Source organism: Achromobacter sp. JD-1 (assembly GCF_038594925.1).
GTDB classification, from domain to species: domain Bacteria; phylum Pseudomonadota; class Gammaproteobacteria; order Burkholderiales; family Burkholderiaceae_B; genus Achromobacter; species Achromobacter spanius_C.
Map to the genome: position 1 here is coordinate 85,050 of NZ_JBCGCS010000001.1, position 12,804 is coordinate 97,853.

General features: G+C 66.1%; 12 protein-coding genes. 6 read left to right on the forward strand and 6 right to left on the reverse strand.

The genetic code is table 11. From position 1 onward, the window contains the following. The first annotated feature begins 109 nt into the window (after positions 1-109). The 4 genes from WBR68_RS00355 to WBR68_RS00370 are packed head-to-tail and all read left to right on the forward strand — an operon-like array spanning position 110 to position 3,853. Complete coding sequence (locus tag WBR68_RS00355; RefSeq protein ID WP_230605775.1) at positions 110-940, forward strand: FAS1-like dehydratase domain-containing protein; 831 nt, start codon at positions 110-112, stop codon at positions 938-940. Beyond that, positions 937-2,130 (forward strand): CaiB/BaiF CoA transferase family protein, encoded by a 1,194-nt coding sequence (locus tag WBR68_RS00360; protein WP_050447474.1) that lies wholly within the window; start codon positions 937-939, stop codon positions 2,128-2,130. The genes WBR68_RS00355 and WBR68_RS00360 overlap by 4 nt, the downstream gene beginning before the upstream one ends. Next, positions 2,127-2,960, forward strand: a complete 834-nt coding sequence (locus WBR68_RS00365; RefSeq protein WP_230605778.1) for an HpcH/HpaI aldolase/citrate lyase family protein — start codon at positions 2,127-2,129, stop codon at positions 2,958-2,960. The genes WBR68_RS00360 and WBR68_RS00365 overlap by 4 nt, the downstream gene beginning before the upstream one ends. Then, positions 2,957-3,853, forward strand: coding sequence for a sugar kinase (locus WBR68_RS00370; protein WP_230605780.1), 897 nt, complete (start codon positions 2,957-2,959; stop codon positions 3,851-3,853). The genes WBR68_RS00365 and WBR68_RS00370 overlap by 4 nt, the downstream gene beginning before the upstream one ends. 309 nt (positions 3,854-4,162) lie before the next feature. Here the strand turns inward: WBR68_RS00370 and WBR68_RS00375 are convergent, their stop codons facing one another. Genes WBR68_RS00375 through hda form a run of 4 tightly spaced genes read right to left on the reverse strand, consistent with a single transcriptional unit; the run spans position 4,163 to position 7,431 of the window. Then, complete coding sequence (locus WBR68_RS00375; protein WP_127183586.1) at positions 4,163-4,651, reverse strand: 2-amino-4-hydroxy-6-hydroxymethyldihydropteridine diphosphokinase; 489 nt, start codon at positions 4,649-4,651, stop codon at positions 4,163-4,165. Positions 4,652-4,654: 3 nt separating this feature from the next. Beyond that, on the reverse strand, positions 4,655-6,034 hold the full coding sequence (gene pcnB, locus WBR68_RS00380) for a polynucleotide adenylyltransferase PcnB (protein ID WP_127183587.1): 1,380 nt from the start codon (positions 6,032-6,034) through the stop codon (positions 4,655-4,657). Continuing rightward, entirely contained in the window at positions 6,035-6,733 is a 699-nt protein-coding gene (locus WBR68_RS00385; protein ID WP_050450151.1) for an HAD family hydrolase, read from the reverse strand. Next, positions 6,730-7,431, reverse strand: coding sequence for a DnaA regulatory inactivator Hda (gene hda, locus WBR68_RS00390; protein ID WP_050450150.1), 702 nt, complete (start codon positions 7,429-7,431; stop codon positions 6,730-6,732). The genes WBR68_RS00385 and hda overlap by 4 nt, the downstream gene beginning before the upstream one ends. A gap of 390 nt (positions 7,432-7,821) precedes the next feature. On the opposite strand from hda, the gene purM reads away from it, so the two are divergent. After that, positions 7,822-8,871, forward strand: a complete 1,050-nt coding sequence (gene purM / locus WBR68_RS00395) for a phosphoribosylformylglycinamidine cyclo-ligase (RefSeq protein WP_050450149.1) — start codon at positions 7,822-7,824, stop codon at positions 8,869-8,871. Between the two features lie 139 nt (positions 8,872-9,010). Here the strand turns inward: purM and miaA are convergent, their stop codons facing one another. Further along, the gene (gene miaA, locus WBR68_RS00400; protein ID WP_230693485.1) at positions 9,011-9,952 is read right to left on the reverse strand and encodes a tRNA (adenosine(37)-N6)-dimethylallyltransferase MiaA; all 942 of its coding nucleotides are present in this window, start codon (positions 9,950-9,952) and stop codon (positions 9,011-9,013) included. 26 nt (positions 9,953-9,978) lie between these two features. Next, positions 9,979-12,012 (reverse strand): DNA mismatch repair endonuclease MutL, encoded by a 2,034-nt coding sequence (mutL, locus tag WBR68_RS00405; RefSeq protein WP_127183588.1) that lies wholly within the window; start codon positions 12,010-12,012, stop codon positions 9,979-9,981. 99 nt (positions 12,013-12,111) lie between these two features. On the opposite strand from mutL, the gene WBR68_RS00410 reads away from it, so the two are divergent. After that, complete coding sequence (locus WBR68_RS00410; protein WP_083447577.1) at positions 12,112-12,744, forward strand: VTT domain-containing protein; 633 nt, start codon at positions 12,112-12,114, stop codon at positions 12,742-12,744. Positions 12,745-12,804 lie beyond the last annotated feature (60 nt).

A 12,804-nucleotide genomic window follows, 5' to 3' on the forward strand; every position in this document is an offset into this window, starting at 1 on the left:
GCGCCGCAAACCCCGCCTTGAGGAAAAACGAATTCACAACGGGGACGGCTTGCGGGCATGCTTGATGCCTGAGTAAACCCCACCATTGAACCCACCAGAGGATATAGGCATGACTTCTACGGATCCGGCAGCCTGGATCGGCAGCGGCGAACGCAAGCCGGACGCCATGGACCCCGGCCACGCCGCGCGCATCGCGGCCACCCTGGGCGGCGTTGCCCCGGCCCAGGGCGACGCCTTGCCGCCCTTGTGGCAATGGGCGTTTTTCATCAGCACGGTGGGCATGGATGGCTTGGGGACGGATGGCCACCCTTCGCGCGGCGGCTTCCTGCCCCCCGCGCAGGACCGCAACCGCATGTGGGCGGGCGGCCGGGTGGAATTCCGCCAGCCCTTGAAGGTGGGCGTACCAGCCGAGCGCGTGTCCACGGTGATCAAGGTGGAAGAGAAAGCGGGCCGCACCGGCGCCTTGCTGTTCGTGACCGTGCGCCATGAATACCATCAAGCGGGTGAAATCGTCATCCAGGAAGAGCAGGACATCGTCTACCGCCAGCCGTCGCCGCCCAAGCTTGTGGGCAGCGAGCCTGCGCCCGAAGCCCAATGGCAGGACACCGTCAACCCCACGCCCGTGCTGCTGTTCCGCTATTCGGCGGTGACGTTCAACGGCCATCGCATTCATTACGACCACCCCTATGTGACGGAAGTCGAAGGCTACCCCGGGCTGGTCGTCCACGGCCCCTTGATCGCCACGGAAATGGTGGCGGCGTTCACCCGCGCCCATCCGAAGGCACGCCCCACGCACCTGAGCTACCGCGGCCTGCGTCCGCTGATTTCGCCCACCCCCTTCCAGGTGGCCGGCCGCTTGACCGAGCCGGGCGTCGCCCAGTTGTGGGCCGAGCAGGACGGCACGCTGGCCCACCAAGCCGAACTGAGGTTTACCGAATGAGCACACCGGCATCCCGCCCCTTGGACGGCATTACCGTCGTCAGCCTGGAACACGCCATCGCCGCGCCGTTTTGCACCCGCCAACTGGCGGACATGGGCGCGCGCGTCATCAAGATCGAACGGCCCGGCAGTGGCGATTTCGCGCGTGGCTATGACGAGCGCGTGCGCGGCCTGTCGTCGCACTTCGTCTGGACCAACCGTTCCAAGGAAAGCCTGACGCTGGACCTGAAACGCGAAGAGGCCGGCGACGTCATGCAACGCCTGCTGGAGTCGGCCGACGTGCTGGTGCAAAACCTGGCGCCGGGCGCGGCGGCGCGCCTGGGCCTGTCGTTCGACACCTTGCACGAACGCTTCCCGCGCCTGATCGTCTGCGACATCTCGGGTTACGGCGAAGGCGGCCCGTATCAGGACAAGAAGGCGTATGACCTGCTGATCCAGAGCGAAAGCGGCTTTCTGTCGGTCACCGGCACGCAGGACGACCCGGTCAAGGCCGGGTGTTCCATCGCCGATATCGCGGCGGGCATGTATGCGTATTCGGCCATCCTGAACGCCTTGCTGCTGCGCCAGAAAACCGGCCTGGGCAGCCGCCTGGACGTGTCCATGCTGGAGAGCATGGTCGAGTGGATGGGCTTTCCCATGTACTACGCCTTCGAAGGCGCCAAGCCGCCCGTGCGCGCGGGCGCGGCGCATGCGTCCATCTACCCCTATGGCCCGTTCCCGGTGGGCGACGGGTCCACCATCATGCTGGGCCTGCAGAACGAACGCGAATGGCGAGTGTTCTGCGCGCAGGTGCTGCGCCAGGCCACGCTGGCCGAAGACGCGCGCTTCATCTCGAATTCGCAGCGCACCGCCAACCGCGACGCCCTGCGCGACCTGATCGTGGCGGCGTTTGCAGACTTGTCGATTGAACAGGTTACGCAGCGGCTGGAAGACGCGCAGATCGCCAACGCCCGCGTCAATGACATGGCGGGCGTGTGGGCGCACCCGCAATTGCAGGCGCGGGCGCGCTGGAGCCAGGTCGACAGCCCGGCCGGCATGCTGCCCGCCTTGCTGCCGCCCGCCAGCAGCAACGCCTTTGCGCCGCGCATGGCGGCGGTGCCTGCCGTGGGTCAAAACACGGATGCGGTGCTAGCATCGCTGGGATACGCGCCGGATCAGGTGGCGCAATTCCATGCATCGGAGGTCGTGTGACGCATCCCGTCGTTCGTAGCGCCCTGTTCGTGCCGGCGTCTCGCGCCGAGCGCATCCCCAAAGCGCTGGCCGCGGGGGCTGACACCGTTATCGTGGACCTGGAAGACGCCGTCGAGCATCTGGCCAAGGCCACTGCCCGCGAAGCGCTGTGCGACTTCCTGGGGACGCATCGCGACGTCCGCCTTTGGGTGCGCATCAACGACGCCTCCACATCCTGGCACGACGACGACCTGAAAGCGTGTCGCGGCCGGCCAAACATTGCCGGCATCCTGCTGCCCAAGGCCGAAACGCTGGCGCAGGTGCGGCATGTGGCCCAGACCGGGCTGCCGGTCATTCCCCTTATCGAAACCGCGCGCGGGTTGTTGAATGCCGGCGAAGTCGCGGCCACGCCCGGCGTGGCGCGGCTGGCGTTCGGCAGTCTGGACTACGCGCTGGACATGGGCCTGACACCCGACACGCCCGGCGCCGAGACGGTGCTGGACCATGCCCGCGTGCAGGTGTTGCTGCATACCCGTTCGGCCGGCCTGCACCCCGCGCTTGACGGCGTATTTCCCGGCGTGCAGGACACGGCCGGCTTGATGCAGGCGGCCAGCCGCGCGCAGCAGATGGGATTCGGCGGCATGTTGTGCATCCACCCGGCGCAAGTGCCAGTCATCCACGCCGCCTTTGTGCCGGCGCGCGAAGAGCTCGATTGGGCGCGCCGCGTGGTCGCCGCGCATCGCGATACCTCGGCGGGTACCTTCATGCTGGATGGCAAGATGGTCGATGCGCCCGTCATCGCGCGCGCGCGCCTGGTGCTGGCGCAAGCCGGCGAACAGGCTCCCACATGAGCAACGCGCTCTTCATCGGCCACACCTACATCGACGTCACCGTGTTGGCTGATCACTGGCCCACCGGTGACGAAAAAAGCGTGGCGCGCGATTACGCGGTTTCATTCGGCGGCAACGCCGTCACGGCCGCATTCGCCTGCGGCCGGCTGGGCACGCCGCCCGATCTGATCTGTTCGCTGGCGCCCGATTGGTTGGGCCATATGTACACCGACATGGCGGCGGCGCACGGCATCACGCTGCATGCGCGGCATGTGCGCCGTTCGTCGCTGTCGTTCATCATGCCCAGGCACGGCAAGCGCGCCATCGTGCGGGCGCGAGACGTCGAATACCTGAATGATTTTCCGAAGCTGGATATCGGCGGCTATCGCGCCCTGCATCTGGACGGGCATCAGCCCGACGCCGCGCTGCATTACGCGCGCGCGTGCCGGCAGGCGGGCGTGCTGACGTCGCTGGACGGCGGCGGCATGCGCGAGAACACCGACGAGCTGCTGAAGTTTATCGACGTGGCGGTTTGCGCGGAGCGCATGTGCGAACAATTGGGCTTGAGCCCGGAAGGCTTGCTGGACCTGCTGAAAGCCCGAGGCTGCCGCATCGGCGCCGTCACGATGGGCGAGCGCGGCATGCTTTGGTACGACGAGACAGGGCGGGTGGACACCCTGCCGTCGCTGGACGTGCCGGGTGATCGTATTGTGGATACGTCAGGGGCGGGCGACGTGTTCCATGGGGCTTATGTGTGGTCGTATTTGAACCGGCCTGAATTGCCCTGGCTGGAACATTTCACCTTCGCGCGCGCGGCCTCGGCGCACAAGATTCAGTATCTGGGGAATGAGGCCGGGTTGCCGCGAGTGGAAGACGTGGAACGCGCGATGATGGGGTTCGCGGCGAAGGGGTGATTGTTTGGAGCTTGGCCGCGGGGCGGTGCGATGGATTGGCGGCGGGCGGTGTGATGGGTTGCGCGCGGCGGACGGTGGGTTTCGCGTGATGGTCGTGTCGCGCTTCACCCATCCTACGGTGCTCGTTGGCTCCCGTCGTCGTATGGGGCGTGGCAGATGGGTTGCGCGCGATGGGGGCTTGGGCCTTTCTGACCCGGGTCTCGCTCTTCACCCATCCTACGGTGCATGTTGGCGCTCTGTCCTTGCGTAGGATGGGTGAAGCGCGGATTGACCGCTGTGCGAAAACCGGCGTCTAACGCGCGTAACCCATCAGGCGGCCACCCGCTCAATCGCCTGATCCCGAATCTCATCGATCCAGGCCGAAATCGGCCGGCCATTCACCACCATGTCCGGCGCAAGATCCCGCAGCGGCAGCAGCACGAACGCACGTTGATGCATCCGAGGATGCGGCACGGTCAGCCGTTCGTGATTCAACGCCAGATCGCCGAACATCAGCAGGTCCAGATCCAGCGTGCGAGGCGCATTCTTATAAGGACGCTGCCTTCCATGCAGATTTTCCAGCGCCTGCAGCACATCCAGCAACGCCAGCGGCGCAAGATCCGTATCTAGCGCCGCGACGGCATTCACGAAATCGGGGCCGGTGGCCTCGACCGGGGCGCTGCGGTAGAACGGTGACGCCGTCACCGCCTTGATGCCGTCCGAAGCCTTCAGCTCGGTCAGCACGCCGCGCAAGGTGGCCGCGCTGTCGCCCAGATTGGCGCCCAGGCCGATATAGGCGCGGACCAAGGGGGGCGACACGGTTTACTCGGCGGTCGACGGGCCGCGCGGCGAACGGCGCGGGCGCCGGCGCTTGCGCGGGGATGACGACGAGGCGGGGCCGCTTGGGCCGCCATCGCCGGCTTCGCGCGGCAGCCGCGAGACTTCTTCGATCATGTCGGCGCGGGTGGCGTCGTCGGCATTGGCCAGGTCCATCCACCACTGCGCCAACACGCTGTCGAACTCGCCGGCGGCGGCGCGCAGTTGCAGGAAATCGCAGGCGGCGCGAAAGCGCGGTTGTTCGATCATGCGGAAAATGGTCTTGCCCATGCGGCGTTCAAAACGCGGCTGCATGAACCAGATTTCGCGCATGTCCGACGAGAAGCGGCGCTGGATGGCCAGCTTTTCGGTCTGTTCGTCCAGCACCGAATCCGCCGCTTGCGACAGCGCCGGAATGGTGTGCTCGCCTTGCGCGCGCAACTGCTTCCAGCGCACGTCCACCTGCTGCCACAGCAGCGCGGCAAACAGGAAGCTGGGGCTGATCGTCTTGCCGGCGCGCACACGCGCGTCGGTGCGTTCCAGCGCCAGTTCCACGAAGTGCTCGCCACCGGGCTGTTCCAGCACCACGTCCAGCAAGGGCAGCAGGCCGTTGTGCAGGCCGTCGGCGCGCAACTGGCGCAGGCAGTCCATGGCGTGGCCGCAGGTCAGCAGCTTGAGCATTTCGTCGAACAGACGCGAGGCCGGCACGTTTTCGATGAGCTCGGCCATGGTGCTGATCGGCTGGCGCGTGGCCGGGTCGATCGTGCCGTTGAGCTTGGCGGCGAAACGCACGGCGCGCAGCATGCGAACAGGGTCTTCGCGGTAACGCTTGACCGGGTCGCCAATGATGCGGACCTGACGCTTTTTCAGGTCGGCCACGCCATCGTGGTAGTCAATGACTTCCTCGTTGTGCGGGTCGTAGTACAGCGCGTTCATGGTGAAGTCGCGGCGCTTGGCGTCTTCTTCCTGCGAGCCGAACACGTTGTCGCGCAGGATGCGGCCGTGCTCATCGGTTTCCTGCTCTTCGGACGCCGGGGCGCGGAAGGTGGACGTTTCGATGATTTCCTGGCCGAACACCACGTGCACCAACTGGAAGCGGCGGCCAATGATGCGGGCGCGACGAAACAGCGGGCGGATCTGTTCGGGCGTGGCGTTGGTGGCCACGTCGAAATCCTTGGGTTCAAGTCCCACGATCAGGTCGCGCACCGCGCCGCCCACGATATAGCCTTCATAGCCGTGCTGGCGCAGGACTTCGCAGACCTTGATGGCGTGGCGAGAAACATTACGGCGGTCAATGCCGTGTTTGTCGCGCCCAATGCGCAACGGCCCCCGAGGTGCCGGCGCGAACAAGCGGCCGACGAATTTTTTTATGGTTTCAGTGATCATTTATGACTTCGAGTCTTCCATGTGGTCGAACAAGTCGATCACTTGCCAGCCACGGTCTTGCGCGATGGTGCGCAGGGTGGGGCTGGGGTTGGCGGCGATCGGACGGGTCACCTTTTCGAGCAGGGGTACATCATTGACCGAATCGCTATAGAAAAACGATTCGGGGAAATCCGCAAGCCCAAATCCCATATTGGCCAGCCAATCGTTCACGCGCACCACCTTGCCTTCCTTGAAACTGGGCGTGCCCAGGATGCGGCCGGTGTAGCGGCCGCGCAGGTATTCGGCGTCGGTGGCCACCAGGTGCGGTACGCCAAAGGCGCGCGCGATGGGGGCGGTGACGAAGCTGTTGGTGGCCGTGACGATGGCGCACAGGTCGCCAGCGTCCAGGTGCGATTGCACCAGCGCACGCGCGTCGACGGTGATGGACGGGCGGATGACTTCGCGCATGAATTCCTCATGCCAGTCGGCCAGGTCGAACGGTGAATGCGCCGCCAACAGGCCCAGCATGAACTCGGCGGCCTGTTCGGCGGTGAGTTCGCCACGGTTGTAGCGATCCATCAGGTCGTCGTTCTGGCGGCGGGCTTCAACGGGATCGCCCGCGCGGCCTGTACGGGCCAGATAGTCGGCCCATTGATAGTCGCTATCCAGCGGCAACAGGGTGTGGTCCAGGTCGAACAGGGCGAGACGTCGGGAAGTCATGTGCGTTGCGAGTCAGGATCTGCGAGCATGGCGCGCAGCAATGGCAGGGTGATGGGACGGCCGGTGGCCAGGGAGTAACGGTCAAGCGCGTCGATCAACGCGGCCAGCTTGCGGATGTCGCGCTCGTGGTGGATCAGCATCCAGTTGATGATTTCGGGCGCCAGGTGCATGCCGCGTTCGGCGGCCTGCGCGGACAGGGCGGCCAGCTTGTCGGCGTCTGAGAGCGGGTCCAGGCGGAACACCAGGTCCCAGCCCAGGCGCGTGCGCAGGTCTTCGCGCAGCGGCATCGACAGCGGGGCGCGGTCGCCGGCCAACGCCAGCGCAAAGGCGCGGCCCGTGGCGGCGGATTCACGCCAGCGGTTGTACAGCGCAAACAGGGCGGCCTGGCGGTTGTCGTCCATGCGGTGCACGTCGTCCACAGCCACGAACTTGGGCATGGGCGATTTGGAATCGGCTTCGGCCAGACGGCGCAGCATGGTTTCGCCCTTGGCGGGGTCGATGAAGACGGCGTCCGGGCGCGCGGTCAGGGCGCGCAGCAGGTGGGTGCGGCCACAACCGGCGGCGCCCCATATATACAGGGCGCGGCCGGGATTCAGCGCGCGCACGGCCGCCAGCGCTTCCCCGTTGGGGCCGGCGATATAGTTGTTCAGCGATGGCGCTGGCGCGGGAAGAACGTCAAGCAACAGCTGGCGGTTCATGAGAGGTTATCAATCAGGCTTGTTCGGTACTTCCAAGACCCAGCGCAGTACTGCGCGCGGGGCCCGCTGCGGCGCGATGGGCAGGCCGATGTTGCCGGAAAAGCCAAAAAACGGTGATGCACGGGGCCGATTCGGGTATTGCCCGCCAGAAACTGGCAAAATCCAACCCGGCCAACCCAACACTTTAAACCACCTGGGGGCATGGTGTCGCGCTCAAGGGCTTTGCCAGGCTTGGGTTTGCGCGCTTTTGGTCCCCCAGCGCGTCCGACCCACCCCTGGCGCTTTCGTGGTGCTCGGCCAGACCGAACCCTGCACAGGCCCACAACATCGTAAAATGCGGGGCGTTCCACCAAATTCCCAGCAATTGTTACATACCCCACGGCATTTCTCATGACGAATCAACCTAAAGCCCCCTTGACCTACCGCGATGCCGGTGTCGACATCGACGCAGGCGACGCCCTGGTCGACCGTATCAAACCCCTCGCCGCGCGCACCATGCGCCCCGGGGTGCTGGCCGGTATCGGCGGCTTTGGCGCGCTGTTCGAAGTGCCCAAGAAGTACAACGAGCCCGTGCTGGTGTCGGGCACCGACGGCGTGGGCACCAAGCTGCGCCTGGCTTTCGAGTGGAACCGCCACGACACCGTGGGTATCGACCTGGTCGCCATGAGCGTCAACGACATCCTGGTGCAGGGCGCCGAGCCCCTGTTCTTCCTGGACTACTTTGCCTGCGGCAAGCTTTCGGTGGACACGGCGGCGTCGGTGGTGGGCGGCATTGCCAAGGGCTGCGAACTGTCGGGCTGCGCGCTGATCGGCGGCGAAACCGCTGAAATGCCGGGCATGTACCCGGACGGCGAATACGACCTGGCCGGCTTCGCGGTGGGCGCGGTGGAAAAGTCCGCCATCATCGACGGCAAGTCCATCAAGCCGGGCGACGTGGTGCTGGGCCTGGCCTCCAGCGGCGTGCATTCCAACGGTTTTTCGCTGGTCCGCAAGATCATCGAACGCGCCGGCGCCAAGCCCACCGACGACTTCCACGGCCAGCCGCTGGTTGACGTGGTGATGGCGCCCACGCGCATCTACGTGAAGCAAGTGCTGGCCGCGCTGGCCAAGCATGGCACCGACATCAAGGGCCTGGCCCACATCACCGGCGGCGGCTTGCTGGACAACGTGCCGCGCATCCTGCAAGCCGGCCTGTCGGCCAAGTTGCATCGCGACGGCTGGGAAATGCCCAAGCTGTTCCAGTGGCTGCAAGAGCAGGGCGGCGTGGAAGACACCGAAATGCACCGCGTCTTCAACTGCGGCATCGGCATGGTGCTGGTGGTGGACGCGACCCAGGCCGACGCCATCGCTGAAACCTTGCGCGAGCAGGGCGAAACGGTCAGCAAGATCGGTGAAATCGTCGAGCAGACAGAAGGCATGGCGCAGACCTTCGTGGTGTAAGCCCGACCCCGACCGGTTCCGCGTGAACGAAAAACCCGCCGCTGGCGGGTTTTTTCATGGGCGGACGGCGCGTGCTGCGCCGAGCGTGGCATGGATAGGCCCACGGCCATGGCGCTGCATTGCGGCGCGTACGTTGCCGTTAGCGCTTGCCCGCCAGCGCCAGCGCCACGGCGTCGATGGTTTGCGCCACCGCGTCGCTGGCCAGGCAGTCAACGATGACGCGGTCGGGCTGGGCGCGCAGCCAGGTGATCTGGCGCTTGGCCAACTGGCGCGTGGCGGCAATGCCTTGTTCGCGCGCGGTGGTTAGATCGACCTCGCCATCCAGATGCGCCCACATCTGCCGATAGCCCACGCAGCGCACGGACGGCAGGCCGGGGTGCAGGTCCGGCCGGGCGCGCAGCGTACGGACTTCGTCAAGCAGGCCCTTGGCCAGCATGGCGTCAAAGCGCTGTTCGATGCGCGCGTGCAGCGCGGCGCGGTCCGAGGGCTCAAGGCTGATGGTCAGGTAGTGATTGGTGTCGTCATCCGGCTTTTGCTCGCCGCGCCGCAGCAGGGCCGACATGGGCTGGCCCGTCAGTTGGCAGATTTCCAGCGCGCGCTGGATGCGTTGGCTGTCGTTGGGCGCCAGGCGGGCGGCGGTGACTGGGTCCCGAAGCGCCAGTTCAGCATGCAGCGCGGGCCAGCCTTGCGTAGCGGCGCGGGCTTCGATCTCGGCGCGCAAGGCGGGGTCTGCCTGGGGCAAGTCATCAAGGCCATCGCGCAGCGCCTTGTAATACATCATGGTGCCGCCCGCCAGCAGGGGAATGCGCCCGCGCGCGCGGATCTCGTCGATCAGGCGCAGGGCGTCGGCGCGGAACTCGGCGGCCGAATACGACTGCGCGGGGTCCAGGATGTCCAGCAGGTGCTGGGGCACGCGCGCCTGTTCCTCGTGCGAGGGCTTGGCCGTGCCAATGTCCATGCCACGGTAGATCGTGGCCGAATCGACGTTGATGATTTCCAGAGGCCAGCGCTCGGCCAGCGCAAGCGTGGACGCGCTTTTGCCGGCGGCGGTGGGGCCGGCCAGGCAGATGACCGGCGGCATGTCGGGGGGTAGGGACGAGGGCAAGCTTATTGTCCGCGCAGAAAGAGCTTGTCCAGGTCGGACACCGACCATTGCACCCAGGTCGGGCGGCCGTGGTTGCACTGGTCGGCGCGCTCGGTGGCTTCCATCTGCCGCAGCAGCCCGTTCATTTCTTCGATGGTCAGCTTGCGGTTGGCGCGCACGGAACCGTGGCAGGCCATGGTGGACAGCAGCTCGTTGCGTTGTTCGGTCAGCAAGCGCGACACGCCCACGGCGCCCAGGTCGCGCAGCACGGCGCGCGCCAGCGTTTCGATGTCGCCGCGCGCCAGGATGGCGGGCACCGAGCGCACGGCAATCGACGTCGGGCCAGACGGGCGCATTTCGAAACCCAGGTCGTTCAGTTGCGCGTCGAATTCCTCGACCAGGGCCACGTCCTTTTCCTGGGCATGGAACACCACGGGCACCAGCAGGTCCTGGCGCGGCAGGCTGCGGGCGTCCAGCGCCTGCTTCAGTTGTTCGTAGACGACGCGCTCGTGAGCGGCGTGCATGTCCACCAGCACCATGCCCCGGCGGTTCTGCGCCAGGATGTAGATGCCGTGCAATTGCGCCAGGGCCATGCCCAGCGGGTGCTCTTCGTCGGCGGGCAAGGTGGGAGCGGGCCGGGGCTCGCTGACCGGCGTGACCTTGGCCGCAGTGTCGTCATTCAAGGGGCGGTACAGCGATTGCCAGTCGGCTGCGGGGATGCCGGCGGGCTCGGCATGCAGGCGGAACGGCACCTGTGTGTGGGCGCGTTGCGGGGCGGGCGACGGACGCAGGCCATAGGCGGCGTTCTGGCCGGTGTAGCCGGGGCGGGGAGCGTTCGGCGCGGTCGGGGGGGCGGCGTGGCCGTCTTGAGGGCGCGCGTGGGTGGAGGCCGAGGTGGCGTCGGCGATGGCATTCGCGGCGCCGCCCAAGCTTGAATCTGAACTCGAGCCCGAGGCGGAGGCCTGGGCCGAACCCGGGGCCTGGCCCACGCCGGTGCTTCCGGACGCGACGGTTTCAAAGCCGCCGTCTTCGCCTTGATCTTGTCGCATCGGCGCCACCGCCGACGAGCCGCCAGTCTGCGCCAGCGTCTGGCCGACCGCGTGGGACACGAAGCGGTGCACGGCGCCACTGTCGCGAAAGCGCACCTCGTGCTTGGCCGGGTGTACGTTCACGTCCACGGCGGCGGGGTCTATGTCCAGGAACAGCACATAGGCGGGCTGGCGGTCGCCGTGCAGCACGTCGGCGTAGGCGGCGCGCAGCGCGTGGCTGACCGTGCGGTCGCGCACGTAGCGGCCGTTCACGTACAGGTATTGGCGGTCGGCGCGGGCGCGTGCGGCGGTCGGGCGGGTGATCATGCCGGCCAGGCTGACGGCGCCGACCGAGTGCGACAGCAACAGGCCGTGTTCGGCGAATTCCGCGCCCAGCACATCGCGGATGCGCTGAGGGGGATCGGCCGGCAGCCATTGCCGCTGCGCGCGATCGTGATGGAACAGGCGGAAGGCAATCTGCGGATGTGCCATTGCAATCCGCTCCATCGCATCCACGCAATGGCCGAATTCGGTGGCTTCCGATCGCAGGAACTTGCGCCGCGCCGGGACAGCGTCAAACAACTGACGCACATCCACAGTGGTGCCCGGCGGGCCGGACGCGGGGCTGACCTGCATGCTGCCGGCATCGATCTGCCAGGCGTGTTCGCCGTCGCGCGTGCGTGAAATGATGGTCACCTGGGCGACGGACGCAATCGAAGCCAGCGCTTCGCCGCGAAACCCCATCGACGCCACGGATTCCAGTTCATTCAATGACCGGATCTTGCTGGTGGCGTGTCGGGCCAGCGCCAGCGGCAATTCGTCGGGCGGAATGCCGCCGCCGTCGTCCGTTACGGCAATGCGGCGAATGCCGCCGCCCTCCAGGCGCACTTCGATGGCACGGCCGCCCGCGTCGATCGCGTTCTCAAGAATTTCCTTGAGCACGGAGGCGGGCCGCTCGATGACCTCGCCGGCAGCGATCTGGCTGATGAGCAGGTCGGGAAGCGCAAGAATGGAACGGCGTTCTGTCATTAGGCTTAAGTCTGGTGGTGCTGTGTGGGGGATTTTAGCGTCATGGCTGCTGGGCTATAGTCGCGAGGGTTTAACCTTCTTCCGAACTCCGGGCCGCTGATGCTTGAATTTTTCAATATGGTGCTCCACATCGACAAGACGCTGGGCGTCTGGGTCGCGCAATATGGCGTGTGGGTGTACCTGGTGCTGTTTTTGATTGTGTTTGCGGAAACGGGGCTGGTTGTCCTGCCTTTCCTGCCCGGTGATTCGCTGTTGTTCATTGCGGGGGCGTTTGGCGCCACAGGGCATATCGACCCGGTGCTGATGGCGGTGCTGTTGATCGTGGCGGCCATTACCGGCAACACGCTGAATTACATGATTGGGCGCTACATCGGCCCGCGCGTGTTTTCCATGAACGTAAGATTCCTGGACCGCGGCGCGCTGATGCGCACGCACGCGTTCTATGAAAAGCACGGCGGGAAAACCATCGTGATGTCGCGCTTCATCCCAGTCGTGCGCACGTTCGCGCCGTTTGTGGCGGGCGTGGCGGACATGTCGATGTCGCGCTTTCAATTGTTCAATATCCTGGGCGCATTGCTGTGGGTGATCAGCCTGGTCGCGGCCGGCTACTTCTTCGGCAACATCCCCTTGGTGCGCGAACACCTGAACACCATCGTCCTCCTGGGCCTGGCCGCGGCCATCGTGCCCGTGGTAGGCGCCGGCATTTTCAAGCTGATCAAATCCCGCCGGTAGGATGGGTGCAGCGCGGCAAAACGGCTGCAAGAACACCACCGTATGCCGCGCGAGACCCAT